We start from the raw sequence: 25,985 nt of genomic DNA on the forward strand, positions 1-25,985 counted from the left end.
TTTTCTTAAGTTGTTCTTCATCCACGGTTGTTACAGTTACCAATGTGAAAATTTTACTAATCGAAGACGACCTGGATCTTGGCAACGGCGTGCGTATTGCCCTTTCAGATCAGGGATTTGACGTCATATGGGTTCGCCGTAAAGAGGATGCGCTGCATCAGCTTGACGTCTGCGTGCCGGAACTGATTTTGCTCGACCTGGGGCTGCCCGACGGCGACGGCATGAGCCTTATGACGCGTTTGCGCCAGCAGCTTAAGGGGATCCCCGTCATTATCCTGACGGCGCGAGGCACGCTGCAGGATCGCCTGTGCGGCCTGGATGCCGGTGCAGACGATTATCTTGTCAAACCCTTCGTTCTCGCCGAACTGCTGGCGAGAGTCAGAGCCCTTGCGCGACGCAGCTACGGTTTTGAAAATGAGGCGATAGAGATCCGGGGCTTATCGCTTCATGTCCCGACGCGTCGCGTGACGGTGAGCGCGCGTCACGTTGAGCTGACGGCCAGTGAATATGCGCTGCTTGAAACGTTGATGCTGCGCGCTGACCGGGTGATTACGCGGCGGTTCCTGGAAGAAAGGATATTCGGCAACAAGGAAAATCTCAGTAATGCGCTCGACGTGCATATGGGAAATTTGCGGCGGAAAATTGGCGAAGGCTATGTGCGAACGGTGCGGGGCGTCGGGTACGTCATTGATACCGTCTCTGTTCAGAAGGTGACGGGTTAATGCGAAACGTCTGGTTCCTCCTGAAGCGTCCCACGCTGGTGCGGCGAATTATCATCGCCCAGATGGTGCTGCTTACCCTGCTGTGGTGTCTTTTTTTGACCTTCATACTGCTGGAGGACCTGCGTAGCCCTCCGATACTGACGGGCAGTAAGACGTACGACACTGTTTTTTCCCTGGTTGATCGTCTTGGCGAACGCCCGCAGGATCGTAACGAGGTGCTGGAAGCGTTCAGTAAGGCGTTGCGGGAAGGCTATGGCGGCGGCGAAGATCCTGCATTATCAATCAACCTCATCGTTCGCAAGAATAACGCAATCATTTTTTCATCCGCTGGCGCACCAACGGGAGTAATGAACACCAGGCTGGGTGAAATCCAGCGTGTTCAGAGTGACGGTCGTACCTGGACCAGCCGAACCCTCAAGTCCCCTCGTTCCGACGTGGACGTTACTCTTTTCACACCGGCCGGCAGCTGGAACTTCTTTATCTATCTGAACTCACGCGGCTACTACATTATGCCGCTGCTGGTCTGTATTCCTTTTCTTCTGTTTCCCGCGTGGCTGTCGATCCGCATTGCAATGCGTCCCTGGAGCAAGGTGGTGAATGAAATTTCATTACGCAGGCCAGACGATCTCTCTCCCTTAAAAGCCGGCCCGAGGCACAGGGAGCTTCGCAAAATGGTGGACGCGATAAACGATTTTCTTGCCAGAGTGCGGGAAAGCGCTGAACGGGAACGGGTTTTCATTGCGGATGCCGCGCACGAGCTGCGTACGCCGCTGGCTGCGATGCGCATTAACGTGGAGGCGCTGCAGTCCTGGGCAAGCAGCGAGAGCCAGCGGCAGCTGCTAGCAGGGATTGTGCGCAGCAACGGCCGGGCGGCCCGTCTCGTCAACCAGCTGCTGCTGATGATGCACAGTGAAGCGCGCATTGACACCGCGATGGAGCCCGTACCGCTGACGTCGCTCATACAAGAGCGGATGGCTGCGCTGGAGCCGCTAGCGTCGGGGCGCAGGATTGAGCTGGAATTCTTCGCTGAGGATGAGATCTGGATTGCTGGCGTCCGGGAACGTCTGATGTCGCTGATCGACAATCTCATTGAAAACGCCGTGAAGTACAGCCCTGAGGGCGGGCGGATTCAGGTAGAGGTACGCTCAGCAGATAAATCAGCCCAGCTGCGCGTCTCCGATGAGGGGCCGGGCATTCCGGTTGAATTGCGCGAGCGCGTATTCGACCGGTTTTTCCGCGATCCCAATCAGATGCAAAGCGGGAGCGGGCTGGGGCTTGCCATTGTCAAAGCCGTTGCACAGCAGCACGGCAGCAGCGTAAACCTGAGTACTTCCGCAGAAGGTGGCCTCCTGGTGACGGTTGACTTCCCGGACCGCACGTTTAGCTAAACCAGAACAGGGTGTTCGATCGCAAATGCCGCAGATTGCTTCAAAAAAATTACCGTATTTGTTATATTGTTGTTTATTGCTTATTCACCTCTGCGGTGCCAAAAAGAACAAGATTCACCGCAACCCAGGAAAGAGAAATGTTAGATTACCGCTTCCCGACAGCTTTGCAGATGGTTCTCAGCGTAGCGATGGCGGAGCAACTAGGAGAACGTTCGACGAGTGCGATTCTGGCCTACGGCCTGGAAGCCAACCCGAGCTTTATCCGCAAATTGATGGTTCCACTCACGCGTGACGGCATTATCGTCTCAACGCTTGGCCGCAACGGCTCAATTCATCTTGGACGTCCGCCGGAAAAGATTACCCTGCGCGATATCTACCTTTCAGTCACCGAAGATAAAAAACTCTGGGCGTCGCGCCCGGACGTGCCGGCCCGCTGCGTGGTCAGCGCCAACGCCTGCTGGTACTTCAAATCGATTTCCGAAGAAGCAGAGCAGGCTTCGCTCGCGGTATTAGCGCGCCACACCGTGGCAAGCGCGCTGGACGAGGTCAAAAAAGCCGATACCAGCGGGTGCGATCCTTTACCTGAACTCATTGCCCAGTACAAAAAAGCCCAGTAATTTTCGCGAAAAAAAACCGCCTTTACGATAAAGGCGGTTTTTTGTTATCTGCGGTATCCCTACGCGGGCAGAACCTCCCTTTCCACTTTGCCGCGCGTCACGAACTTACGCAGCGTCACGTAGAACACCGGCGTCAGGAACAGACCAAACAGCGTTACGCCCAGCATCCCGGAGAAGACCGTAATCCCGGTGACGCCGCGCACTTCTGCGCCCGCGCCGTGGCCGAGGATCAGCGGAATGGTCCCGGCGATAAAGGCGATGGAGGTCATCACAATCGGACGCAAGCGCAGGCGGCACGCTTCCAGCGCCGCTTCCATGATGCCTTTGCCCTGAATTTCCAGCTCGCGGGCAAACTCCACGATAAGAATCGCGTTTTTACAGGCCAGCCCCATCAGCACCACCAGCCCCACCTGCACGAAGACGTTGTTATCCCCACCGGTCAGCCAGACGCCAAACAGCGCGGAAAGCATGGTCATCGGAACAATGAGGATCACCGCCAGCGGCAGCGTCCAGCTTTCATACAGCGCCGCCAGCACCAGGAACGCCAGCAGTACCGCGACCGGGAAGACGATCAGCGCCGTATTGCCCTGCGTGGCCTGCTGGAAGCTCAGATCCGTCCATTCAATATTCATTCCGTTCGGCAGGATCTGCTTAGACATCGCGTCCAGCTGCGTCATCGCCTGCGCGGACGAGAGCACGCGCGGGTCGGCATCGCCAATCAGATCCGCCGCCGGGTAGCCATTGTAGCGTATCACCGGATCCGGCCCGTAGGTGGTCGTGATTTTCACCATACTGCCAATCGGCACCATTTCGCCCTGGCTATTCCGGGTGCGTAAATTCGCAATATCTTCCACGCTGTCGCGGAACTGCCCGTCTGCCTGCGCCATCACGCGCCAGGTGCGTCCGAACTGGTTGAAGTCGTTCACGTACGACGAGCCCAGATAGGTTTGCAGCGTACCGAACAGATCGGTCAGCGACACGCCCTGCGCTTTCGCCTTATCGCGGTCAACCTGCACGTCCAGCTGCGGAACGTTAGCCTGATAGGTGGAGATCGGGAAGTGCATCCCAGGCGTCTGCATAATCGCACCGGACATGGTGTTCACCGCGTTTTGCAGCGCGCCATAGCCCAGACCCGCGCGATCCTGAATATACAGCGAGTAGCCTGACCCCTGACCCAGCCCCAGAATCGGCGGCGGCAGAATGGAGAAACCAAAGCCCTGCTGGATTTGCGCGATTTTGGCGTTGATCTCCGCGTTAATTTCCGCCGCAGAGTGCTTGCGCTGGTCAAACGGCTTCAGGCCGAAGAACACCGTCCCGGTATTCGGCGTGTTGGTAAACTGCAGCGCGTTCAGACCCGGGAAAGCCACCGCGTAGTCCACGCCTTCGGTATTCATGCCGATTTCGCTCATTTTGCGGATCACCGCGTCGGTGCGCGCCAGCGACGAGCCTTCCGGCATCTTCACGCCGCCAATCAGGTACAGCTTGTCCTGCGTCGGAATAAACCCGCCGGGTACCGCTTTAAACATCACGCCCGCGGCACACAGCAGCAGCAGATACACCACAAACACCGCGCCGCGTCGGCCCAGCGTTTTGCCTACCAGCCCCTGATAGCCGTTCGAGCTACGGTGGAAAAAGCGGTTAAACGGACGGAAAATCCAGCCGAACAGGCGATCGATAAGCCGGGTCGGGAAGTCTTTCGGCGCGCCGTGCGGTTTTAACAGCAGCGCAGCCAGCGCCGGAGAGAGCGTCAGCGAGTTGATGGCGGAGATCACCGTGGAAATCGCTATCGTCACCGCAAACTGCTTGTAGAACTGACCGGTAACGCCAGAGAGGAACGCCATCGGCACGAACACCGCGCACAGCACCAGCGCAATCGCGATAATGGGCCCGGAGACTTCACGCATCGCCTGATGCGCGGCCGCCAGCGGCGCAAGCCCCTCTTCAATGTTTCGCTCGACGTTTTCCACCACCACGATGGCGTCGTCCACCACGATACCGATGGCCAACACCAGCCCGAACAGGCTGAGGGTGTTAAGCGAAAAGCCCAGCAGATAGAGAATGCTGAACGTCCCCACCACCGACACCGGCACCGCGATCAGCGGAATGATCGACGCGCGCCAGGTTTGCAGGAACAGGATCACCACCAGCACCACCAGCACCACCGCTTCCAGCAGGGTTTGCACCACCGCACGGATGGAGTCGCGCACGAAAACTGTCGGATCGTAAGGTGCCGCCCACTTCATATCTTCCGGGAAACGGGTGGACAGTTCGTCCATTTTGGCGCGCACCGCGTTAGACAAATCAATGGCGTTTGCCCCCGGTGACTGGAAGATACCAATCCCGACCGCGTCTTTGTTGTTAAGCTGGGAACGCAGCGCATAGCTGCCGGAACCCATCTCGATACGCGCCACGTCGCGCAAGCGGACGACCGAACCGTCCTCCGACGTTTTCAGGACAATATTGCCAAACTCTTCCTCGGTATGCAGACGACCCTGGGCGTTAATGGAGATCAGGAAATCGCTCTCTTTCGGCAGCGGCTCGGCGCCAAGCTGCCCGGCGGACACCTGCACGTTCTGCTCCTGCATTGCCGTGACCACGTCCGAGGCGGTCAGCCCGCGGGCCGCGACCTTGTTCGGGTCCAGCCAGATGCGCATGGCGTATTCACCGGAGCCGAAAATCTGAATCTGGCCGACGCCGGGGAGACGCGCCAGCTCGTCCTTCACCTTCAGCGTGGCGTAGTTGCGCATGTACAGCGAATCGTACTTACCGTTGGGCGAGAACAGATGCACCACCAACGTCAGCGTTGGCGACTGCTTCTGCGTCGTGATGCCCAGGCGCCGCACGTCTTCCGGCAGACGCGCCTCGGCCTGCGCGACGCGGTTTTGCACCTGCACCTGCGCCTGATCCGGATCGGTACCCGGACGGAACGTGACGGTAGTGACCAGCACGCCGTCCGAGCCGGCGACGGATTTCATGTACATCATGTTCTCAACGCCGTTGATCGCCTCTTCCAGCGGCGTCGCCACGGTTTCGGCAATCACTTTCGGGTTGGCGCCCGGATACTCCGCGCGCACCTGCACGCTTGGCGGTACGACGTCAGGATATTCGCTCACCGGCAGAAGCGGGATGGCGATTAATCCTGTGATAAAAATCAGAATCGACAGTACGGCAGCGAAAATCGGCCTGTCGATGAAAAAGCGGGAAAAGTCCATGGGAAGGATTCTCTGGTCAAGTGATCAGTTGAGGGCGGTGCTGGCAGTCATGGCGACGGTTTTCGCATTCACCGGCATACCCGGCATGAACACTTTCTGTAGACCGTCAACGATGACTTTATCGCCAGGTTTCAGCCCCTGCTGCACGATGCGTAAACCGTCGGCCAGACGCCCCGGCGTAATATCGCGACGCTGCGCTTTGCCCTCTTTGTCCACGATATAAACATACTTGCGATCCTGGTCAGTCAGCACCGCTTTGTCGTCAATAAGCGTGGCCTGGAATTCAGCGCTGCCCGGCAGGCGTACGCGGGCAAAGAGTCCCGGCGTGAACTGACGCTGCGCGTTATCCAGCAGCGCGCGCATGCGGATCGTACCGGTACTCGGCGTAAGCTGATTATCAAGGAAATCCACTTTGCCCTGATGGGGGTAGCCCTCCTCGCCGGCAAGGCCGATCTCAACCGGTAGCGCCGTATGGTGGCTGGACGCCCCCTGCCCGTTGCGGGCGAGATTTTGATAGTGAAGATAGGTTGACTCATCCACGTCAAAGTAGACGTAAACCGTCTTCTGCGAGACCAGCGTGGTGAGCACGCTGGCGCTGTCGCCCGCGGAGACCAGATTGCCGCTGGTGATTAACGCCCGGCTGGCGCGCCCATCAATAGGTGCCGTCACTTTGGTGAAGTCGAGATTCAGCTGCGCGGCGTCTACCGCAGCCTGGGCCGCGCGAATATCGGCCTGCGCCTGAATGGCGGCCGAACGGCGCTGCTCCCACTCTTCACGGGATACCAGGTTGGTATTGATTAATTTATCGGTACGGTTAGCCTCGCTTCGCGCCAGGCTGGCCTGCGTTTTGGCTCTCTCCAGCGTCGCCTGCGCCTGCTCCAGCGCGGCGCGATAGGTTCGGTCATCAATCGTGAACAGCACCTCGCCCTTTTTCACTTCCTGGCCGTCGGTGAAATTCACTTTGTCGATGTAGCCAGAGACGCGGGGACGAAGCTGCACGCTTTCCACAGCTTCAATCCGGCCGTTAAAGCTATCCCACTGGCTAATAGATTTCACAACCACGTCAGCAGCATTGACGGCGGGCGCGGGCGGCGCGGCGTTTTGCGCTACGCTGTCATCACATCCGACGAGCAGCACGGAGAGCAGCATCGCTCCCAGTGCATTCAGATGATAGTTTCCCCAGGTTTTTTGCAGGCTCATTATTTTTATTCCGGTAATTGCAGCCGCCGGGCAAGACGCAGCGGGAGGCGCCGCGCCACTTCCTTTGTCCGGGCTGGCTTAAGGCCATTTGTGTCGTTCATCGCCACAAAACTGTAACAGTTTCGAATACACTATCGCGGCGATTGTAGGAATGCGCCTAACTAAGTGCAAGAATAATTGTTGCACTTTATGTGCTATTTGAGTCGTCGATAAAAGGCCCGTTTCGGGTAAGGATTTAAATGCAACAATAAAACTTGCAATTATCGTGAAACCAGGCCACCTTAAAATGCAACAGATAAAGATACCTTTCTATCGCTGCGTGGGGGAAACCTGATGAACACTGGCGCATTTATGCATGATTTACTCGACTGGATTGATAACAACCTCGACAGTCGCCTGGACATTGAGACCGTCTCAAGGCGCTCCGGCTATTCGAAATGGCACCTTCAGCGCCTGTTCAAAGAGCACACGGGCTATCCCCTCGCCGGATATATTCGCGCGCAAAAGCTGCAAAAATCGGTTGAGCGCCTGGCACACAGCGATGAGCCCATCCTGAACGTGGCGATTGCGCTCGGGTTTGACTCTCAGCAGTCCTTCAACCGCAGTTTCAAACGCCAGTACGGTCAGGCACCTGGCGCATGGAGACGCAGTATCGGCGGTCGTGAAACGCAGCCGATGCACCAGTAGCTCACTTTTTACTGCAACATCATCCCGAAGCTGTTATACTGTATATAAATACAGTATTAGAGGTGCGTGATGGCTGTTGAAATAAAATATGTTGTCGTAAGAAAAGGTGAAGAGAAAATGACATTTGCCAGTAAGAAAGAGGCTGACGCTCACGACAGGCTGCTCGATATGGCAGACGCGTTCACCGACTGGCTGTTGCAAAGCGGAATGCAGATGGATGAAACGCAGGCTGAAAATCTTGGTCTGTATCTCGCCGAGCAGAAAGAGACCGTGCAGCATATTTTGCGCACCAGCAAGCTCCCTGCCCTCGATGCCCCTGCGGCTGATGATAAAACCGAATCAGATGCGGCTGACAGTAAAAAAATCAGAGCGGTAAAAGCTGCCTGATCGCCACATCGTCACCGAACCTGACGCCGCAAGCAGCATGCTGCTTGCGGCTTTTTTATTAACGTCAGCGCCTGGCAAATCACGCGCCGGATTGCGGCAAGGCATCAATCATCTCTTGTAACTCATTGTACAGCCTTGCCACATGGAAACCATCGCACACGGAATGATGAACCTGAACGGCGAGGGGCAATAATACTTTGCCATCGTGTTCGTAGTATTTTCCAAGCGTAAACATAGGGGCAAAAAAGTTCTTCATGTGCGCAACGTTGACGTTAAAGCTGGTAAAACTCACCCAGGGAATGCCAGATATGAAAAAGATATTTTCCCTGGATTCGTCCTTAGGCCAATAAGCAAGATTATTACCGTAGCGCGCAATGTCTTCAGCGTAGGTCTTCTGGAAGTGCTGAATATTGCCATCGTAATGGCTCCATAATGATGAAAATGTCTCTGTTTCATTATGGAAAATGGTATAATTTGGATGGACTTCGTTCCATATAATAAGCTCATTGTCTTTCATGGCCATACGGAACTCAGGACGACTGTTGACGATCTTAGAAATGAGAAAAATAATCGTCGGGTAAAATTTCCAGCCAACCGCTTTGATGTGTTTTAACAGCGCGGTAATATCGATTAAAACCGTCTGGTTAAACGTCGACTGAGCGAACCCCTGAAAAATCTCAAAATGTTCCTTCCTTGCCCAACGAGATAAGTCAACGGACGTATATTCCGGAATTGTTTTTTCCATTTCTAAGCCTTTAATGAGCAAGGACATCTCTGATGTTAGCCTAAATTTTTTCCCCGCATTAAGCAAGCAGGCGACGGAATTCATTAACGCTGGCGCTATGTCTTTGCGGCGGGCGGGACGTTTACCCTGGCGGATGTCGTACCTGGGCTGTCGATGATGACACCGTTTGACAAGCCCGGCGAGCCTGCACTTGAGGACGGGTTTGAACGCTCAAGCCACCATCCGGCGTTTTTTTGCGTCACGGAAATAACGGCATGGTTTAAATTATTCACGCCCACACCCTCAGTGAGGATATTTTATTTAATTACAAAACCCTGAAGCCTGTCAGAGGGAATAATAATTAAGCCATATCCTGGACAGCCCGTTGCACCGCTTTGCTAGCCTGATAGTCAGGTAAAGCTCAACCCGGAGGTATTCTTGCTGATTAGACTCAAGAAAGAACGAACGCATAAGGAGGATCGCCGGCTTGCCCTCTGGCTGGCGACCTCGGCAGGTTTGCTTAACGCCATCGCCCTTGGGGCATTTGGCTTTTTCCCCTCTCACATGACCGGCAACACCTCACAATTATCCAGCGAAGTCTCCTCCACCGATCTGAGCGATATGATTTTCTTTGGCTCGATTATTCTCTCTTTTGTCACCGGCGCAATTATTGCCCGTCTTATTGTGCTATGGGGCATTATCCATAATATCAGGCTGGTTTTTTGCCAAATTCTTTTCGTCGAGGGGGTACTATTGACCGGCGTCTCTCTCTACGAGATGTATTTCCACGCCCTCACGAGCAACCGCGAGATTATTATTTTTCTGTGCGGCCTGATGGGCATTCATAATTCAACCTCCACGCAGCTCTCCGGCGGACGGGTGAGATCGACGCATATCACCGGTACGCTAACGGACGCAGGCATATCGCTGGCTTCCGTGCTGGTGGCGATGCTCCGCAGGGATTACTCGAAGGATACCACGGCGCAAAAAAGTCAGCTGAAAACCCACTTAACCACCATTTTCTCGTTTATGACCGGGGGGATTGCTGGGCTGCTGCTGTTCAGATGGGTTGGCTTTAACGCCATGCTGGCGCTGGGGCTGATGCTCACGATTGTTGCGATGGTTTCCATTATTACCGTCTCGACGCGCGTTCGCCGGGTGCGCGCAGCGGCGTGAACCCGGTCAATCGCCCTGCAGCTGCCCCAGCAAGCGCTGCATGTTGTCGTCACAGGCGATCCCCTCCGGCCGGTTGGCGATACTCGCGACCAGGTCCAGCAGCTCTCTTCTGTTTTCCTCGAGCTGCTTTTGCATAGCCTCTATCTGCGTAATGCGCGTCTTAAGGGATTCGATCAGTGCTTCATGATCCCAGCGTTGTTGCGGCTGCGGCAGGAAGCGGCGTATTTGCTCGAGCGTAAAACCGGTGCGCTGTGCGTTATCGATGATTTTCAGCAGCGCGGCAGCGTTCGTAGAATATACGCGATATCCGTTCCCCTGCCTTACTGGCCGTGGCAGTAAGCCTTCCGCTTCATAAAACCGAATTCGCGACGGGGCGATCCCCGTCATTTTCGACAGCTCGCCAATTTTCATTTCTTTAGCTCTGGCATATTGACCTTAAAGTTAACTTTAAGCTTAAACTTTTTATAAGGTCAACCGGATCGCCATCTCTCACGGAGCTAAAATGCAAACTATTCTGGGAGCCAGCGGGCAAATAGCCCTTGAACTGGCCCGCGAGCTAAAACGCGGCTATACCGATGATATCAGGCTGGTCAGCCGCCATCCGCAGAAAATCAACGCCAGCGATACCCTCTTTTCAGCCAACCTCCTGGATGCACAGCAGACGCAGAAGGCGGTCAACGGCAGCGACACGGTCTATTTTACTGCCGGTCTGCCGCCAGATTCCGCGCTCTGGGAGCGCCAGTTTCCGACCATGCTGGAAAACGCCCTGCAAGCCACGCGAAGCGCGGGCGCAAAATTCGTCTATTTTGACAATACCTATATGTATCCTCAGAACGACGTGCCGCAAACCGAAGAGACGCGCTTTGCGCCCCGGGGACGAAAAGGCAACGTGCGTGCGCTGATGGCCAACCGGGTGCTTGATGAAATGCAGCGGGGCGATATTCCCGTTCTCATTGGTCGGGCACCGGAGTTTTACGGGCCTGAGAAAACGCAGAGCTTCACGAACGCGCTCATTATCGACAGGCTTAAGCAGCACAAACGCCCGCGCGTTCCGGTACGTGACGATACGCGGCGCACCCTCATCTGGACGCCAGATGCCAGCCGCGCGCTCGCCCTGCTGGGCAATACGCCGGAGGCCTTCGGGCAGACGTGGCATTTACCCTGCTGCGACGAAAGGCTGACGTATCAAAAGTTTGTCACTCTCGCCTGTGAGATCTTCGGCCAGAAAGCGGACTACGCCGTGCCCGGCAAGCTGGCATTCGCCGCGACGGCGCTGTTTTCGCAGGGTGCGCGCGAAATGTGGGAACTGTTGCCCAGATATGACGCTGACAATCTCTTTGATTCAACGAAGTTCAGGCAGCGTTTCCCCGAATTCGCCGTTACCCCTTACCGACAAGGGCTTAAGAGCATCTGGCATGAGTGGAATTCAAAAACATATAAAACAGCATAACTACGTTGCCGCACCGTCAGGGTGCGGCCCCTAAATTGTGACAACGTCACATCCCAGTCTCGTGTTTAGGACTATTCTGCCTGCCCGACAATCAGCCCTTATGCCATCAGGCCTGGCTGAAGGTTGCCACTAGTTTCATAGGGTTACTGATTTCCCCCCTTCGCTGGAACCCTTCCCAAACGCTTGCTATAGGTCAATTACCCCTGCCGAAACATGGCATAACAACAGGCAACCGGCGGTTGCTATAACGCATGCGCACAGGGAGACACACCGCAATGCACCCATTACTCAAACGCTCGCTGCTGTTTGTCGGCGCCATTCTCGTGGTCCTTGCCCTCCTCGTCTGGGGAATCGGGCTTGAGACAATCAAGGCGCGCCAGGTTGACCTGGTCTACCTCGGGCAACAGCACATGATTCTGGTTTTCTCGTCGATGTTTTTTGCCCTGCTGGTGGGCATTCCGGCCGGTATTTTGCTGAGTCGTCCGGCCGCGCGGGGCGTCGCCGAATACGTGATGCAAATATTTAACGTTGGCAACACCCTGCCGCCGCTGGCCGTGCTGGCGCTGGCGATGGTGGTGATAGGTATCGGCGATACGCCTGCCATCATCGCCCTGTTCCTCGCCTCGCTGCTGCCGATTGTGCGCAATACCTACGCCGGGCTGTGCTCGGTCCCGTCGTCGCTGCTGGAAGCGGCAAACGGCATTGGCATGACGAAATGGCAGCGCCTGCGTCAGGTTGAGCTGCCCAACGCCTGGCCGGTTATGCTCTCGGGGATCCGCATCGCCACCGCCATTAACGTCGGCACCGCGCCGCTGGCGTTCCTGATTGGCGCCAGCAGCTACGGCGAGCTGATTTTCCCGGGCATTTATCTGAACGATTTCCCGACCCTGATCCTCGGCGCGGCGGCTACCGCCCTGTTCGCCCTGATCCTCGACACCCTGCTGGCGGCGCTGGGTCGCGTGATGAGCCCCCATCTCGCTCGATAACAATAACAAGGAGCTTTTATGAGACTGTTTTCCAGCCTGACGGCGCTGTGTGCCGCGGCGCTGTTCACCGGCCAGGCGCTGGCAGCCCCGCTGATTCTGGCGACCAAGAGCTTTACCGAGCAGCACATTCTCTCGGCGATGACCGTACAGTACCTGCAAAAGAAAGGTTTCCAGGTTCAGCCAAAAACCAATATCGCCACGGTGATCTCCCGCAACGCGATGATCAACAAGCAGATTGATATGACCTGGGAGTACACCGGCACGTCGCTGATCATCTTCAACCACATCAACAAGCGCATGTCGCCGCAGGAATCATACGAGACGGTGAAGCGCCTCGACGCGAAGCACGGTCTGGTGTGGCTCAAACCCGCCGACATGAACAACACCTATGCCTTCGCCATGCAGCGCAAGCGCGCCGAGGCGGAGCATATCAACACCATGTCAGAGATGGTGGCGAAAATTGAGCAGGTTCGCAAAACCAACCCGGACAAAAACTGGCTGCTGGGCTTAGACCTCGAATTTGCCGGGCGCAGCGACGGCATGAAGCCGCTGCAGGAGGCCTATAAGATGGATCTGGACCGTCCGCAAATCCGGCAGATGGACCCGGGTCTGGTCTATAACGCCGTGCGCGACGGCTTCGTCGACGCCGGGCTGGTTTACACCACCGACGGGCGCGTGAAGGGCTTTGATCTCAAAGTGCTGGAAGATGATAAAGGCTTCTTCCCGAGCTATGCGGTCACCCCGGTGGTGCGCAAGGACACCCTGGAGGCCAACCCCGGTCTGGAAGAGGCGCTCAATACTCTCTCTGCCCAGCTCAACAACGACGTTATCACCGAGCTGAACAAGAAGGTGGATATCGACCATCAGTCACCGCAGCAGGTCGCCCGCGATTTCCTGCGTAGCAAGCAGCTGCTGTAGGAGGCGCTATGGATACCGTTCACTACATTCTGGACAACTGGGACTATCTGTTAACCCTGACGCTGCAGCATCTGTGGCTGGTGGCGCTGGCCGTGGGCTTAGCGATTATCATCGGCGTCCCGCTGGGCATTTTAATTGTGCGCCACAAGTGGCTGGCGACGCCGGTGCTGGGGATAGCCACCATCGTGCTGACCATCCCGTCTATTGCCCTGTTTGGCCTGATGATCCCGCTGTTTTCGCTGATCGGTCAGGGGATTGGCGCCCTGCCCGCTATAACGGCGGTGTTTCTCTACTCGCTGCTGCCGATCGTGCGTAACACCCACACGGCGCTGGACAGCCTGCCGCCGGGCCTGCGTGAAGCCGGACGCGGCATCGGTATGACGTTCTGGCAGCGTCTGCGCTGGGTGGAAATTCCGATGGCGCTGCCGGTGATTTTCGGCGGGATCCGCACCGCCGTGGTAATGAACATCGGCGTGATGGCAATCGCCGCCGTGATAGGCGCGGGCGGGCTTGGCCTGCTGCTGCTTAACGGCATCGGCGGAAGCGATATTCGTATGCTGATTGCGGGCGCGCTGATGATATGTCTTTTAGCGATTGTGCTCGACTGGCTGCTGCACCGTCTGCAGGTAGTTCTGACTCCAAAGGGGATTCGATGATGATAAAACTGGAAAACCTCACCAAACAATTTTCACAGAAGCACGGCCAGACCTTTAAGGCCGTCGACAACGTCAACCTGAACGTGCCTGAAGGGGAAATGTGCGTCCTGCTCGGCCCGTCCGGCTGCGGGAAAACCACCACTCTAAAGATGATTAACCGCCTCATCACCCCAAGCAGCGGGAACATCCTGATTAACGGCGAGGACACCAGCGGGATGGACACCGTGACCCTGCGCCGCAACATTGGCTATGTGATCCAGCAGATTGGCCTGTTCCCGAACATGACCATTGAAGAGAACATCACCGTCGTGCCGCGCATGCTGGGCTGGGATAAAGCGCGGTGCAAAGCCCGCGCCGCAGAGCTGATGGATATGGTGGCGATGGATCCGCACAAGTTCCTCCACCGCTATCCGCGCGAGATGTCCGGCGGCCAGCAGCAGCGTATTGGCGTCATCCGCGCCCTGGCGGCGGATCCCCCGGTGCTGCTGATGGATGAACCGTTCGGCGCGGTAGACCCGATCAACCGTGAGGTGATCCAGAACCAGTTCCTGGAGATGCAGCGCAAGCTGAAAAAAACCGTCATGCTGGTGAGCCACGATATCGACGAAGCCCTGAAGCTCGGCGACCGCATTGCGGTATTCCGTCAGGGAAAAATCGTCCAGTGCGCCAGCCCGGATGAACTGCTGGCGAAACCGGCGAACGAGTTTGTCGGCTCGTTTGTCGGTCAGGACCGCACGCTGAAGCGCCTGCTGCTGGTCTCCGCGGGCGACGTCACCGACCAGCAGCCAACCATTACGGTGCGAGGCTCTACCCCGCTTCCTGACGCGTTTGCCACCATGGACGATAACGATATTCGGGCGATTACCGTGGTTGACGAGCACGGCAAGCCGCTGGGCTTTGTGAAGCGTCGCGAAGCGCGCAACGCCAGCGGTACCTGCGCCGACATCCTGCATCCGTTCCGCATGACCGGCAAGGCCGAGGACAACCTGCGCGTGGTGCTTTCCCGTCTGTATGAGAGTAACACAAGCTGGATGCCGATCGTGGACGAGGACGGGCGCTACAACGGCGAAATTTCGCAGGACTATATTGCCGAATACCTGAGCTCAGGGCGTACGCGCCGGGCGCTGAATATTCACAGCGACAGTTAATTTTCCGGCCGGGCATCGCCCGGCTTTTTCGCACGCATACCTTTTGCTAACCCCGCGATTTCCCGCCACAATATTGTATCGTCCCCGTTTAATTGCGACCCATGCAACGTCTTCACGTTTACCCCGACATCCGCGCGATGTTTCGCCGGCTGCTGATTGCCACCATTACCGGCGTGCTCGCCGCGCTGGCCGTTGCGGTGTTCCGCCACAGCATGTACCTGCTGGAGTGGCTGCTTCTGAGCAACGACAGCGGCAGCCTGGTGAATGCCGCCGCGTCGCTCTCTCCCTGGCGACGCGCGCTAACGCCTGCTCTTGGAGGGCTAGCTGCCGGATTGCTGCTCTGGGGATGGCAGCGCCTGACCGCCCAGCGTCCCCACGCGCCGACCGATTATATGGAAGCGCTGGAGACCGGCGACGGTCAGTTTGACTACTGCGCCAGCCTCGTTAAATCCCTTGCTTCGCTGCTGGTCGTTGCCAGCGGAAGCGCCATCGGTCGCGAAGGAGCCATGATCCTGCTTGCCGCCCTCGCCGCCTCCTTTTTCGCCCGTCGTTTTACGCCCAAATCCGAATGGAAGCTCTGGATCGCCTGTGGCGCCGCCGCCGGGATGGCCAGCGCCTACCATGCTCCCCTGGCCGGCAGCCTGTTCATCGCTGAGATTCTGTTTGGCACGCTAATGCTAGCCTCGCTCGGCCCCGTGGTGATTGCGGCGGTGGTCGCGCTTCTCACCACAAAACTCCTGGCACCGGGTGCCGGTACGCTCTACGAGGTCCATCTGAGCGGCATCCTCACCGCGACAGATTATGCTCTGCTGGTCGCAATGGGCCTGCTGGCAGGCCTCTGCGGACCGCTGCTGATGTGGCTAATGGCGTTCAGCCACGGGCTTTTTCTGCGCCTTAAGCTTTCGCCGCCGTGGCAGCTGGCGCTCGGCGGCTCGATCGTCGGGCTGCTTTCTCTTCTGACGCCGAAGGTGTGGGGGAACGGCTACAGCGTGGTTCAGGCTTTTCTTCTCGCCCCGCCGCTGCTCTCGGTGATTGCCGGGGTGTTTATCTGTAAATTGCTGGCGGTGCTGGCAAGCAGCGGTTCGGGGGCGCCGGGAGGGGTGTTTACGCCTACGCTGTTTGTCGGTATGGCTACGGGGATGCTGTTCGCGCAGCTTTTCGCGCTGTGGCTGCCGGGTTCTGAGACGGCGATGCTGCTGGGGCTGGCCGGGATGGCAACGCTGCTCGCCGCGACCACGCATGCGCCCATTATGTCGGCGCTGATGGTCTGTGAAATGACCGGGCAGTATTTTTTACTGCCCGGTTTACTGGTCGCCTGCGTGATGGCGTCCGTACTGTCGCGAACGTTACGCCACGACTCGATCTACGGTCAACACGCCACCGAGGGCAGAGAGATCGATGTACTGCGCTAGCTCGCGCTGCTCGGCGCGAGGCAGATAAGGCAGCTCGCCCACCAGCGGGCCGGGCAGCTTGGTGCTCAGCACGTCGATGATTTCAGCGTAGTGCGCGAGGCCCGGATTAATGCGGTTTGCCACCCAGCCAACCAGCGGCAGGCCGTCATTGGCAATCGCCTGCGCCGTCAGCAGCGCGTGGTTGATGCACCCTTCCTGGATACCCACCACCATCACTACCGGCAGCTGCTCCTGCACGACCCATTCAGACAGCGGGCGCAAATCATTCATCAGGCTGCGCCAGCCGCCCGTCCCTTCGACCACCACGTGATCGACCTGCTCGCTCAGGTTCGCCAGGCCGTCGGACAACAGGGGGTAATTGATCGGGCCGCTGTGCGCCACGCTGCTCTCCTCTTCGCTTAACGCAATAGGATTGACCGCGTGATAAGGCAGTTCCAGCGACGAGACGCTTTGCAGCACCAGGGCGTCTTTATTTCGCAATCCCTCTGGCGTCTCTTTACTCCCTTTTGCGACCGGTTTGTACCCTGCGACGCGTTTACCGCTTGCTGCCAGAGCCTGCAGCAATGCGCGGGATACAACGGTCTTGCCGACAGAGGTATCTGTACCAGTAACAAAGAAACGCTTAAGCATGACTCACTCCACCTCTTGGGTATGCTTCGAAAATATCAACCAGGTAAATAATTCAGTGGAGGAAGTCTACGGGATGCGTGCGCTACCCGGCTTGAGATAGCGCAATTTTTCTTACATCTGCGGAAAAGAGTTAACCCTGCAACAGGCGGATAAGCAGCGAGCCGTTGTACATGGCATCTTTGACCAGCGCCGCGCCGGCCATCGTGCCCTGGTTGGAAAACTGGGTACTTTCTACCGCAATATTTCTGCTGTAGGCGGGGAGCGACTGCTGCTGAATACAGGCCGTAATCGCCGGGAAAAGGATCTCCGCCGCCTGGCTGAGCGGTGAGCCAATCAGGATTTTTTGCGGATTGAAGAGGTTCACCATAATCGCCAGAATGCGGCCTACGTTATTTCCCACTCCGGTAATAATGTCCTTCGCCAGCAGATCCCCCTGACGCGCGGCGGCGCAGAGGGAATCCACCGTTAAGGGCTGGCCGTGAAGCGAGGAGCTCATGGACTGGCTGAGCCTCACCTGCGCCAGTTCGAGCACGCTTTCCACGCTGGCGATCGTCTCCAGACAGCCATGGTTCCCGCAGTAGCAGCGCTTACCGTACGGGTCGACCTGGGTGTGGCCAATTTCCACCAGGCTGCTGCTTCCGGCGTGGAGGAGCCGTCCGTCGGTGATCACCCCCGCCCCGACGTTATGATCGATGACCACCTGAATCACGTCCCGGGCACCGCGCGACGCGCCAAACAGCGCTTCCGCCATCGTCCAGGCGCTGATGTCGTGCTGAATATAGACCGGCACGCCGGTATGGTTTTCCAGCACTTCGCCCAGGGGCATCTCTTTAACATCGTCGTAAAACGGCATGCGGTGAACAATACCATTTTCGGTATCAATAATGCCGGGCATGGTGATGGCAATCGCCGTTAAGCGTTCAAGCCGCTGCTGATGGCGGATAAAGAAGCGATCGATATGGGAGACAATCGCATCAAGAAGCGGTTCCTCGGCGTTGAGCGGCAGCTCAAGCCGGTCTTCCACCACCAGCTTGCTGCTGAGGTCGCGCAGCGCAAGGAAGATCTCTCCGCGGCTGATGCGCAGCGAGAGGTAGTGCCAGGCTTCGGTCTCGACCACCAGGCCAACCGCCGGACGACCACGGCTGCCCGGCTCCTGAATTTCCGTCTCCTGGACCAGGTGCGCTTCCAGCATTTCGCGGACAATTTTGGTGATACTGGCGGGTGCCAGCTGTGCCAGGCGCGACAGATCGATACGCGAAACCGGACCAAGCTGATCAATCAGGCGATACACCGCGCCAGCGTTGGTCTGCTTAATCTGATCAATATGCCCTGGCTGACTATCAGCAACCACCTCGTACTCCCTTATTTTCGAGCTTCGAAATAAACTTTTGGCTATGGTGAAGCACTTCCATGGGTGTCGTCAAATATTTACTTAGCCATGTGATTTACCGCACATTTTTACCCGTTTTTCCCGGGAAATATCAGACCGCGGAGGCCTGGATTAACCGCTGTTTGAAGCGCTGCGCAGCATGACTCTGTTCGCGATGTTTTGACCACACCAGCCACATCTCCGAAACGGCATCCTCCTCGGCAATGGCCACCCAGCGCATTTCGCGCAGCTGTACCCGCTTAAAGGAGGCCGGGAGTATCGACACCCCAAGCCCGGCGGCGACCAGGCCGATAATGGTCATCGCCTCTCCCACCTCCTGGGTGATGACCGGGGCAAGATCGTAGCGGCGCATCAGCCCCAGAATATCGTCATACAAGCCCGTCCCGACCTGCGGGTCAAAAAAGACAAACGGCTCTTTTGCCAGCTCTGCCAGCGAAACCGCCGGACACGACGCCAGCGGGTGGTCGTTCGGGATCATGGCCATCAGCGGTTCGCGCAGGATCACCTCCCACGCCAGGGTGTCCGGCAGCTGGGTATTACGCATCAGCCCCAGATCGAGCGCGCCTTCGTTCAGCGGCGCAATCTGCTCGCGGGTATTAATTTCGCGCGTCTGAATATGCACGTCCGGAAAATGACGGCGGAATGACGATAGCGTCTGCGAGACGGCGCTGATAAACGGCGCGGACGAGGTAAACCCGATCCGCAGCTCTCCGGCTTCCCCAAGATAGAGCCGTTCCGCCCGGGCAGCGGCGTCGTCGACCATGCTCAGGATTTGCCGGCTGTCGATCAGAAACTGCTTACCCGCCGCCGTTAGGCTCACGCTGCGGTTGGTGCGGGCCAGAAGACGCGCCCCGACCTGCTGCTCGAGGATTTGAATCTGCTGGCTTAAGGGCGGCTGAGAAATATTCAGCCGCGCCGCCGCGCGGCCAAAATGCAGCTCCTCGGAGACGGCGACAAAGTAGCGAAGATGACGCAGCTCGATATTCATATTTTTAAAGTATCATTTGAGATTATTAATATATTAGACAGAATATTTACATTTTCCTACCCTGAACGTGTGGTCATACCCGTCACCAGAAATCACGGGGATGTTTAAGCAAGGAAACTGTGTGAGTCGTACATCTACCATTGATATCGATCCGGCCAGAGATATTAATGATTTGCCTGTAGCATCGCAGCCGGTTCAGTTCATCAAACGCGGTACCCCCCAGTTTATGCGCGTCACCCTGGCGCTCTTTTCCGCCGGTCTGGCAACGTTTGCCCTGCTCTACTGCGTTCAGCCGATCCTGCCCGTGCTCTCCCACGAGTTCGGCGTATCGCCCGCCAGCAGCAGCGTTTCGCTTTCCATTTCAACCGGGATGCTGGCAATTGGCCTGCTTTTTACCGGTCCGCTATCCGACGCCATTGGCCGTAAACCGGTGATGGTAACCGCCCTGATGCTGGCCTCGGTCTGTACGTTACTCTCCACGATGATGACCAGCTGGCACGGCATTTTGGTGATGCGCGCGCTGATCGGGCTATCGCTCAGCGGCGTGGCGGCAGTCGGGATGACCTATCTCAGCGAGGAGATCCACCCGAGCTTCGTTGCCTTTTCGATGGGGCTGTACATCAGCGGGAACTCGATTGGCGGCATGAGCGGGCGTCTGCTGAGCGGGGTGTTTACGGACTTCTTCAGCTGGCGCATTGCGCTGGCGGTGATCGGGTGCTTTGCGCTGGCATCGGCCCTGATGTTCTGGAAAATCCTGCCGGAGTCGCGCCATTTTCGCCCGACCTCTCTGCGCCCGAAAACGTTGTTTATCAACTTCCGCCTGCACTGGCGCGACAAAGGTTTACCGCGACTGTTTCTGATGGGATTCCTGCTGATGGGTTCCTTCGTGACGCTGTTTAACTATATTGGCTACCGGCTGATGCTCTCGCCGTGGCATCTGAATCAGGCCGTTGTGGGTTTGCTTTCCGTGGCCTATCTCACCGGCACGTGGAGCTCGCCGAAAGCCGGAGCGATGACGGCGCGCTTTGGCCGCGGGCCGGTGATGCTGGTTTTTACCGCGGTGATGCTGCTCGGCCTGCTGCTGACGCTCTTCTCTTCCCTGTGGCTTATCTTTGCCGGGATGCTGCTCTTCTCCGCAGGGTTCTTCGCCGCTCACTCGGTCGCCAGCAGCTGGATTGGCCCGCGCGCGCGTCGCGCCAAAGGACAGGCATCGTCGCTGTATCTGTTTAGCTATTATCTGGGCTCAAGCATCGCCGGGACGCTGGGCGGCGTGTTCTGGCATCACTACGGCTGGAACGGCGTGAGCGGGTTTATCGCGCTGATGCTGTGCGCGGCGCTGCTGGTGGGAGCAAGTCTTCATAAGCGTCTGAGATAGTAAGGGACTGATGCCCGGTAAGACGAGCGATCCCGATAAACGGCACCAGCGTACTGGTGCCGTTTCACGTTCAGGAATCCCAGGCCTGCTCTATCTTACCGGCTTCAAACTGCGGAGGCGGTTTTCGGAAGCGGCGCGTTAGCCATGCCAGGTAAAGAACCCCCAGTGCCGCCCAGATGAGGCCAAGCGTCAGGGACGTCGCTTCGAGGTTTATCCACAGCACGCCGACCGTTGCGGCACCAATGAGGGGCAGCAGGAAATAGTGGAGCCGATCTTTCCACGTTTTGTTCAGCCCTTTACGCCGCCAGAAATGGTTGTACACCGAGAGATTAACAAACGTAAACGCCACCAGCGCGCCAAAGTTGATCAGCGCCGTCGCGGTCACGAGATCAAAGTACAGGGCCGACAGCGCCACTATCCCTACCATAATGACGTTCAGGGCCGGCGTGCGCCACTTCGGATGCACGTAGCCAAACACCCGCTCCGGGAAGACGTTGTCACGCCCCATCACGTACAACAAGCGTGAGACGCTGGCGTGCGAGGCCAGGCCTGAAGCGAGCGTATTCACAAAGGTGGTGCACAGAAACACCGACTGGAAGAGCTTGCCGCCCACGTACAGCGCAATTTCCGGCAGCGCGGCGTCCGGGTTCTTGAAGCGCGCGATCGTCGGGAAAAAGAGCTGCATGAAAAACGAGGCAATAATAAATATCAGCCCGCCATACAGTGCGGTCAGGAAAATGGCTTTGGGAATAACCCGCGCCGCGTTTGGCGTCTCTTCCGACAGCGTGGTGACCGCGTCAAAGCCGAGGAAAGAGAAGCAGACGATCGTCGCGCCGGTAATAATCGGGATCAGGTGTGCGTTCTCGCTGATAAACGGCTGGAGCGACCAGACGGTGCCAACCCCCTCACCCTTGTGCAGGCCATGCACCACGAGTATGACAAACACCACCATGATGGCGATCTGCACCAGCACAAACAGGGTGTTAAAGTTGGCGACCAAATTAACGCTCTTCAGGTTCGCCAGCGTCAGGATCGTCACAAACCCCACCACCCAGACCCACGGCGGGACTTCCGGGAACAACGCGGAAAGGTAGATCTTCGCCAGCAGCACGTTAATCATCGGCAGGAAGAGATAGTCCAGCAGCGATGACCAGCCGACCATAAACCCCAGGTGGGGGCCGATCGATTTCTGCGTGTAGGTGTACGCAGAGCCCGCTTCCGGGAACTGTCGCACCAGCTTGCCGTAGCTGATGGCGGTAAACATGACGCCCGCCAGCGCCAGAAGATATGAGGCAGGCACGTGGCCATTGCTGATACCGGACACAATGCCGAAGGTATCAAACACGGTCATGGGAGTGAGGTAAGCCAGCCCCATCATGACCACCTGCCAGAGCTTGAGGGAACTGCGCAGCCGGGTTCTTCCGGCCATGCCCGGCGAGTCAAGAGACGTGTTAGTCGCCATAAACCGTCCCCCCCATGCTTACCGTGGTTTGCAATTGCGTTGACCTTAACGCAAACCTGCTTAGCAAAGGGGGAAGTTGTAAAGAACATACGCGATCGTACCAGCGCAGCATCTCTGGCTCGCACTCACAGCAGGCGCCTGACTGGCCCCCTTCGCCCTGCGGATAGTTGAACATCTGCATCATTTCCTACCTCGTCACACAGTGTCGTTAAGAAAGTCCCTGTGCCGCCTGCGCTCCATAACGCGACTCCCGGGAGATAGCTGGCGTGCCAGCGAACAGTTCGGCCAGGCTCCGCGCAGGCCGTTTGGTGAAACGTATGAGATGAAACAAAGCGGCCCCTTACCGGGGCACGTCATCAGGCGTTTTTCAGCATCCACTCAATTTCTGTTTCGGTAATCAGGCGTTCAAACTGCAGTAATTCATCATTTTTGCAGGCGTGATAGACGTGGCAGAAACGTTCGCCCAGCCGCTCGCGAAGGTGATCGTTTTGCATAAACTCCCACAGCGCATCGCTCTGACGAATCGGGAACGGCAGTCCGTCCTGCTCCAGGCCATTGCCTTCAACTTCTTCCTGCAGGGGTAAATCGTTATCCAGCCCGTGAAGAATGCCGGCAAAAATCGCCGCCATCACCAGATACGGGTTCGCATCTGCGCCCGCCACCCGGTACTCGACCCGATGGTTGTGGCGATCGCCGCAGGGGATACGCAGGGCAACCGTGCGATTATTGTGTCCCCATGACGCCTGCGTCGGTACGTACATTCCCGGCTGGAAGCGGCGGTAGGAGTTGACGTTCGGTGCCAGCAGCGCCATGGACGCGGGCATCAGATCGATCATCCCGGCCAGCGCGCGTTTCAGCAGCGCGGAATCCTCGCCGCTGGCGTCTGAGAGCACGTTTTCGCCTCTGTTGTTTTGCATGCTGATGTGGATATGCATCCCGCTGCCCGCATGCTCTTCATACGGCTTTGCCATAAACGTGGCGTGCATCTTATGTTTTTCCGCCATCTGCCTGACGAGACGTTTTAGCGCCAGCGCATCATCGCAGGCGTCGAGCACGTTTTCCGTATGGTGCAGGTTAATCTCGAACTGGCCCGGGGAGGCTTCAGCCACTGCCCCGTCTGCGGGGATCAGCTGCAGCTGCGCCAGTTCGTCAATGTCGTTCAGCACGTCAGCAAAGTGGTTCAGGTTATCAACCGAGTAGACCTGGCTCTGCGTGTTACGCACGTCGGTGCCCGGCGCGCAGGGTGGCTGCAGATAGCCGTCGGCATCGCGTTTACGGTCAAGTAAATAGAACTCCAGCTCTACCGCTACCACGGGGAACAGACCGCGCTGGCGCAGCTGCTGCCAGAGTCGGTTGAGTACGTTCCGCGGCTCAACGTCAAAGGGAGCGCCATCTTCATCGACCATGGTGAGCTGCACCTGACCAATGTATTCCGGGTCGGCGGCGGAGGGTGTCAGGGTGCCCGGTACCGGCACGCAGATACAGTCCGGCTCGCCGAGCTCCTGCCCCAGGCCCGCCTCTTCTACGACGTTACCCAAAATGTCCATGGCGAAAACCGATGCCGGGAAATAGCAGCCTTTTTCAAGCTTGCTCAGTCCGGCAACCGGGATGCGCTTGCCGCGAAAACAGCCGTTCAGGTCGGTCAGGAGGACATCAATAAACTGGGTGTCAGGATACTTTTCTAAATAGCGCTTCACTTCCTGCGTAAAGGCGCTGCCCCGCCTCTCATCCGTGTGCTGCACAAAGTTCTCAACTTCTACGATATTGGTTTCCATGATTTACCACCGTTTTTGGGATTTGCGTTCGCTGCTCTGGACTGTCAAATATAATGTCCACCCTATCGAATCTGTATGCAAACAAATTGTTTGTCAAATGTTAAATTAAGTTTGCAAAAGGCAGATCCCATTGCTAGATTGAGAAAATATTGAACGAAAAGGCCGTTTCACAGGCGAGAATGGCCTAAATTTAGTCCACTTTGTGAGGGCGATCATGGAAAATATAATGAACAAGCCAGTTATTGGCGTAGTGATGTGCAGAAACAGGCTTAAGGGTCATGAGACCCAGACCCTGCAAGAAAAGTACCTGAATGCCATTATTAACGCGGGGGGCTTACCTATTGCCTTACCGCATGCGCTGGCAGAGCCAGAGCTACTTACCGCTCTGCTGCCAACCCTGGACGGGATTTACCTGCCGGGCAGCCCAAGTAACGTGCAGCCGCACCTTTATGGTGAAAACGGCGATGAGCCTGACGCCGATCCCGGGCGAGATCTTCTGAGTATGGCGCTGATTGCCGCCGCGCTCGAAAGGCGCATCCCCATTTTCGCCATCTGCCGGGGGCTGCAGGAACTGGTTGTTGCGACGGGAGGAACGCTGTATCGCCGCCTGTTCGAGCAGAACGACCTGCTTGAGCACCGGGAAGATCCTGAACTGCCTGTTGAGCTACAATACGCCCCTTCTCATGAGGTTCAGGTTCAGGAGGGAGGACTGCTGTCTCAATTAATACCAGGCTGTAACACATTTTGGGTAAACTCGTTACACGGGCAAGGTGCACGAACGTTAGGACCACGGCTCCGCGTGGAGGCCCGCTCGACGGACGGGCTGGTCGAAGCGGTCAGCGTTCATGACCACCCCTTTGCCCTCGGCGTGCAATGGCACCCCGAATGGAACAGCAGCGAGTATGCCCTGTCACGTATGTTGTTTGATGGTTTTATCACCGCCTGTCAAAGCCACATTGCCGAGAAGCAACGGCTTTGACCACTACCGTAAAGGAAATGCAACTATGAGCGATGACGGACTGGCGCCAGGGAAACGTCTGTCTGAGATCCGCCAGCAGCTGGGTCTCTCGCAGCGGCGTGCCGCCGAACTGTCTGGGTTAACACACAGTGCCATCAGCACCATCGAGCAGGACAAAGTCAGTCCTGCCATCAGTACGCTGCAAAAGCTGCTGAAAGTTTATGGGCTGTCGCTCTCGGAATTCTTTTCGGAACCGGAAAAACCTGATGAACCGCAGGTGGTTATTAATCAGGAAGACCTTATCGAAATAGGCAGTCAGGGGGTTTCGATGAAGCTGGTTCATAACGGAAATCCGAACCGTACGCTGGCGATGATTTTTGAAACTTACCAGCCTGGAACCACGACCGGAGAGAGGATCAAACATCAGGGTGAGGAGATCGGTACGATACTGGAAGGTGAAATAGTGCTGACCATTAATGGCCAGCCTTATCACCTGGTTGCGGGGCAGAGCTATGCCATCAATACCGGCATACCGCACAGCTTTAGCAATACCTCGGCAGGCATCTGCCGCATTATCAGTGCCCACACCCCCACCACGTTCTAATTACCACTCAGTCCCGGCGTAAGCGCGCTTACGCCGGAACAAATAAAAACGATCGATGTCGGCATTCAACGGGTTAATTCCCGGGATGCCTCACGGCTTCGTATTGCCTGAAACGGCCAT

Annotated in this window: 25 protein-coding genes; 15 read left to right on the forward strand and 10 right to left on the reverse strand. The window is 57.1% G+C overall.

The features are described from left to right. Positions 1–44: 44 nt before the first annotated feature. The 3 genes from OSH03_RS02075 to oqxR all read left to right on the forward strand — a co-directional run bounded on the left by OSH03_RS02075 (position 45) and on the right by oqxR (position 2,727). On the forward strand, positions 45–722 hold the full coding sequence (locus OSH03_RS02075; RefSeq protein ID WP_061098351.1) for a response regulator: 678 nt from the start codon (positions 45–47) through the stop codon (positions 720–722). Then, complete coding sequence (locus OSH03_RS02080) at positions 722–2,110, forward strand: sensor histidine kinase (protein WP_266178137.1); 1,389 nt, start codon at positions 722–724, stop codon at positions 2,108–2,110. Before OSH03_RS02075 ends, OSH03_RS02080 begins: the two co-directional genes overlap by 1 nt. A 137-nt stretch (positions 2,111–2,247) precedes the next feature. Then, entirely contained in the window at positions 2,248–2,727 is a 480-nt protein-coding gene (gene oqxR / locus OSH03_RS02085) for an efflux pump transcriptional repressor OqxR (protein WP_061098353.1), read from the forward strand. Between the two features lie 59 nt (positions 2,728–2,786). Here the strand turns inward: oqxR and oqxB are convergent, their stop codons facing one another. Then, entirely contained in the window at positions 2,787–5,939 is a 3,153-nt protein-coding gene (oqxB, locus tag OSH03_RS02090) for a multidrug efflux RND transporter permease subunit OqxB (protein WP_028012992.1), read from the reverse strand. 24 nt (positions 5,940–5,963) lie between these two features. Then, the gene (gene oqxA / locus OSH03_RS02095; RefSeq protein WP_061098354.1) at positions 5,964–7,139 is read right to left on the reverse strand and encodes a multidrug efflux RND transporter periplasmic adaptor subunit OqxA; all 1,176 of its coding nucleotides are present in this window, start codon (positions 7,137–7,139) and stop codon (positions 5,964–5,966) included. Positions 7,140–7,472: 333 nt separating this feature from the next. Between oqxA and OSH03_RS02100 the strand changes: the two genes are divergently transcribed. Together OSH03_RS02100 and OSH03_RS02105 are read left to right on the forward strand one after the other, a co-directional pair. Then, complete coding sequence (locus tag OSH03_RS02100; protein ID WP_266178138.1) at positions 7,473–7,826, forward strand: helix-turn-helix domain-containing protein; 354 nt, start codon at positions 7,473–7,475, stop codon at positions 7,824–7,826. 69 nt (positions 7,827–7,895) lie between these two features. Further along, on the forward strand, positions 7,896–8,213 hold the full coding sequence (locus tag OSH03_RS02105) for a YebG family protein (RefSeq protein ID WP_266178139.1): 318 nt from the start codon (positions 7,896–7,898) through the stop codon (positions 8,211–8,213). Between the two features lie 79 nt (positions 8,214–8,292). Here OSH03_RS02105 and catA read toward each other — a convergent pair whose 3' ends face one another. Next, on the reverse strand, positions 8,293–8,958 hold the full coding sequence (gene catA / locus OSH03_RS02110; protein ID WP_266178140.1) for a type A chloramphenicol O-acetyltransferase: 666 nt from the start codon (positions 8,956–8,958) through the stop codon (positions 8,293–8,295). 417 nt (positions 8,959–9,375) lie between these two features. On the opposite strand from catA, the gene OSH03_RS02115 reads away from it, so the two are divergent. Further along, positions 9,376–10,113: a YoaK family protein gene (locus tag OSH03_RS02115; protein WP_266178141.1), complete on the forward strand. Its 738-nt coding sequence runs from the start codon at positions 9,376–9,378 to the stop codon at positions 10,111–10,113. A 6-nt stretch (positions 10,114–10,119) separates the two neighbouring features. Here OSH03_RS02115 and OSH03_RS02120 read toward each other — a convergent pair whose 3' ends face one another. Next, positions 10,120–10,524 carry a MerR family transcriptional regulator gene (locus tag OSH03_RS02120; protein WP_266178142.1) on the reverse strand — a complete coding sequence of 135 codons (405 nt, stop codon included), beginning with the start codon at positions 10,522–10,524 and terminating at the stop codon, positions 10,120–10,122. A gap of 91 nt (positions 10,525–10,615) precedes the next feature. Between OSH03_RS02120 and OSH03_RS02125 the strand changes: the two genes are divergently transcribed. The 6 genes from OSH03_RS02125 (at position 10,616) to clcB (ending at position 16,683) form a co-directional block, all read left to right on the forward strand. Then, positions 10,616–11,563, forward strand: coding sequence for an NAD-dependent epimerase/dehydratase family protein (locus OSH03_RS02125; protein WP_266178143.1), 948 nt, complete (start codon positions 10,616–10,618; stop codon positions 11,561–11,563). 275 nt (positions 11,564–11,838) lie between these two features. Continuing rightward, positions 11,839–12,549, forward strand: a complete 711-nt coding sequence (gene osmY, locus OSH03_RS02130; protein WP_045261451.1) for an osmoprotectant ABC transporter permease OsmY — start codon at positions 11,839–11,841, stop codon at positions 12,547–12,549. A gap of 18 nt (positions 12,550–12,567) precedes the next feature. Next, positions 12,568–13,467: an osmoprotectant ABC transporter substrate-binding protein OsmX gene (gene osmX / locus OSH03_RS02135; protein WP_151413851.1), complete on the forward strand. Its 900-nt coding sequence runs from the start codon at positions 12,568–12,570 to the stop codon at positions 13,465–13,467. A gap of 8 nt (positions 13,468–13,475) precedes the next feature. Beyond that, the gene (osmW, locus tag OSH03_RS02140; RefSeq protein WP_028012983.1) at positions 13,476–14,123 is read left to right on the forward strand and encodes an osmoprotectant ABC transporter permease OsmW; all 648 of its coding nucleotides are present in this window, start codon (positions 13,476–13,478) and stop codon (positions 14,121–14,123) included. Beyond that, positions 14,123–15,271, forward strand: coding sequence for an osmoprotectant ABC transporter ATP-binding protein OsmV (gene osmV, locus OSH03_RS02145; protein WP_266178627.1), 1,149 nt, complete (start codon positions 14,123–14,125; stop codon positions 15,269–15,271). Before osmW ends, osmV begins: the two co-directional genes overlap by 1 nt. Positions 15,272–15,372: 101 nt before the next feature. After that, positions 15,373–16,683 carry a voltage-gated ClC-type chloride channel ClcB gene (gene clcB, locus OSH03_RS02150; RefSeq protein WP_266178144.1) on the forward strand — a complete coding sequence of 437 codons (1,311 nt, stop codon included), beginning with the start codon at positions 15,373–15,375 and terminating at the stop codon, positions 16,681–16,683. Here clcB and bioD read toward each other — a convergent pair. The 3 genes from bioD to OSH03_RS02165 form a co-directional block, all read right to left on the reverse strand. Further along, positions 16,618–17,313 carry a dethiobiotin synthase gene (gene bioD, locus OSH03_RS02155; protein ID WP_061098364.1) on the reverse strand — a complete coding sequence of 232 codons (696 nt, stop codon included), beginning with the start codon at positions 17,311–17,313 and terminating at the stop codon, positions 16,618–16,620. The genes clcB and bioD overlap by 66 nt on opposite strands. A gap of 130 nt (positions 17,314–17,443) precedes the next feature. Then, positions 17,444–18,664 (reverse strand): sugar metabolism global transcriptional regulator Mlc, encoded by a 1,221-nt coding sequence (gene mlc, locus OSH03_RS02160; protein WP_041910244.1) that lies wholly within the window; start codon positions 18,662–18,664, stop codon positions 17,444–17,446. A gap of 130 nt (positions 18,665–18,794) precedes the next feature. Further along, on the reverse strand, positions 18,795–19,691 hold the full coding sequence (locus tag OSH03_RS02165) for a LysR family transcriptional regulator (RefSeq protein ID WP_266178145.1): 897 nt from the start codon (positions 19,689–19,691) through the stop codon (positions 18,795–18,797). A 121-nt stretch (positions 19,692–19,812) separates the two neighbouring features. Between OSH03_RS02165 and OSH03_RS02170 the strand changes: the two genes are divergently transcribed. Further along, complete coding sequence (locus OSH03_RS02170; protein WP_266178146.1) at positions 19,813–21,066, forward strand: MFS transporter; 1,254 nt, start codon at positions 19,813–19,815, stop codon at positions 21,064–21,066. A 70-nt stretch (positions 21,067–21,136) separates the two neighbouring features. Here the strand turns inward: OSH03_RS02170 and OSH03_RS02175 are convergent, their stop codons facing one another. The 3 genes from OSH03_RS02175 to OSH03_RS02180 all read right to left on the reverse strand — a co-directional run bounded on the left by OSH03_RS02175 (position 21,137) and on the right by OSH03_RS02180 (position 24,303). Further along, positions 21,137–22,528 (reverse strand): APC family permease, encoded by a 1,392-nt coding sequence (locus OSH03_RS02175; protein ID WP_061098366.1) that lies wholly within the window; start codon positions 22,526–22,528, stop codon positions 21,137–21,139. Next, positions 22,518–22,712, reverse strand: a complete 195-nt coding sequence (locus tag OSH03_RS22145) for a YmjE family protein (RefSeq protein ID WP_061098367.1) — start codon at positions 22,710–22,712, stop codon at positions 22,518–22,520. Before OSH03_RS22145 ends, OSH03_RS02175 begins: the two co-directional genes overlap by 11 nt. A 172-nt stretch (positions 22,713–22,884) precedes the next feature. Then, a complete protein-coding gene (locus OSH03_RS02180; RefSeq protein WP_266178147.1) occupies positions 22,885–24,303 on the reverse strand; it encodes a glutamine synthetase family protein in 1,419 nt (472 codons plus the stop codon). A 214-nt stretch (positions 24,304–24,517) separates the two neighbouring features. Here OSH03_RS02180 and puuD point away from each other — a divergent pair, with 214 nt between their 5' ends. Both puuD and puuR read left to right on the forward strand, forming a co-directional pair. Then, entirely contained in the window at positions 24,518–25,282 is a 765-nt protein-coding gene (gene puuD / locus OSH03_RS02185; RefSeq protein ID WP_028012974.1) for a gamma-glutamyl-gamma-aminobutyrate hydrolase, read from the forward strand. A gap of 25 nt (positions 25,283–25,307) precedes the next feature. After that, entirely contained in the window at positions 25,308–25,865 is a 558-nt protein-coding gene (gene puuR, locus OSH03_RS02190) for an HTH-type transcriptional regulator PuuR (protein WP_013096835.1), read from the forward strand. Positions 25,866–25,985 lie beyond the last annotated feature (120 nt).

The organism is Enterobacter nematophilus (assembly GCF_026344075.1).
GTDB classification, from domain to species: Bacteria; Pseudomonadota; Gammaproteobacteria; order Enterobacterales; family Enterobacteriaceae; genus Enterobacter; species Enterobacter nematophilus.

Coding starts and splice junctions, on each gene's coding strand:
- OSH03_RS02165 (WP_266178145.1), bottom strand. CDS start 19,691: ATGAATATCGAGCTGCGTCATCTTCGCTACTTTGTCGCCGTCTCCGAG.
- OSH03_RS02120 (WP_266178142.1), bottom strand. CDS start 10,524: ATGAAAATTGGCGAGCTGTCGAAAATGACGGGGATCGCCCCGTCGCGA.
- puuD (WP_028012974.1), top strand. CDS start 24,518: ATGGAAAATATAATGAACAAGCCAGTTATTGGCGTAGTGATGTGCAGA.
- oqxA (WP_061098354.1), bottom strand. CDS start 7,139: ATGAGCCTGCAAAAAACCTGGGGAAACTATCATCTGAATGCACTGGGA.
- OSH03_RS02125 (WP_266178143.1), top strand. CDS start 10,616: ATGCAAACTATTCTGGGAGCCAGCGGGCAAATAGCCCTTGAACTGGCC.
- osmW (WP_028012983.1), top strand. CDS start 13,476: ATGGATACCGTTCACTACATTCTGGACAACTGGGACTATCTGTTAACC.
- OSH03_RS22145 (WP_061098367.1), bottom strand. CDS start 22,712: ATGATGCAGATGTTCAACTATCCGCAGGGCGAAGGGGGCCAGTCAGGC.
- oqxR (WP_061098353.1), top strand. CDS start 2,248: ATGTTAGATTACCGCTTCCCGACAGCTTTGCAGATGGTTCTCAGCGTA.
- osmY (WP_045261451.1), top strand. CDS start 11,839: ATGCACCCATTACTCAAACGCTCGCTGCTGTTTGTCGGCGCCATTCTC.
- OSH03_RS02180 (WP_266178147.1), bottom strand. CDS start 24,303: ATGGAAACCAATATCGTAGAAGTTGAGAACTTTGTGCAGCACACGGAT.
- catA (WP_266178140.1), bottom strand. CDS start 8,958: ATGGAAAAAACAATTCCGGAATATACGTCCGTTGACTTATCTCGTTGG.
- osmV (WP_266178627.1), top strand. CDS start 14,123: ATGATAAAACTGGAAAACCTCACCAAACAATTTTCACAGAAGCACGGC.
- OSH03_RS02175 (WP_061098366.1), bottom strand. CDS start 22,528: ATGGCGACTAACACGTCTCTTGACTCGCCGGGCATGGCCGGAAGAACC.
- clcB (WP_266178144.1), top strand. CDS start 15,373: ATGCAACGTCTTCACGTTTACCCCGACATCCGCGCGATGTTTCGCCGG.
- oqxB (WP_028012992.1), bottom strand. CDS start 5,939: ATGGACTTTTCCCGCTTTTTCATCGACAGGCCGATTTTCGCTGCCGTA.
- OSH03_RS02080 (WP_266178137.1), top strand. CDS start 722: ATGCGAAACGTCTGGTTCCTCCTGAAGCGTCCCACGCTGGTGCGGCGA.
- OSH03_RS02105 (WP_266178139.1), top strand. CDS start 7,896: ATGGCTGTTGAAATAAAATATGTTGTCGTAAGAAAAGGTGAAGAGAAA.
- OSH03_RS02100 (WP_266178138.1), top strand. CDS start 7,473: ATGAACACTGGCGCATTTATGCATGATTTACTCGACTGGATTGATAAC.
- osmX (WP_151413851.1), top strand. CDS start 12,568: ATGAGACTGTTTTCCAGCCTGACGGCGCTGTGTGCCGCGGCGCTGTTC.
- bioD (WP_061098364.1), bottom strand. CDS start 17,313: ATGCTTAAGCGTTTCTTTGTTACTGGTACAGATACCTCTGTCGGCAAG.
- puuR (WP_013096835.1), top strand. CDS start 25,308: ATGAGCGATGACGGACTGGCGCCAGGGAAACGTCTGTCTGAGATCCGC.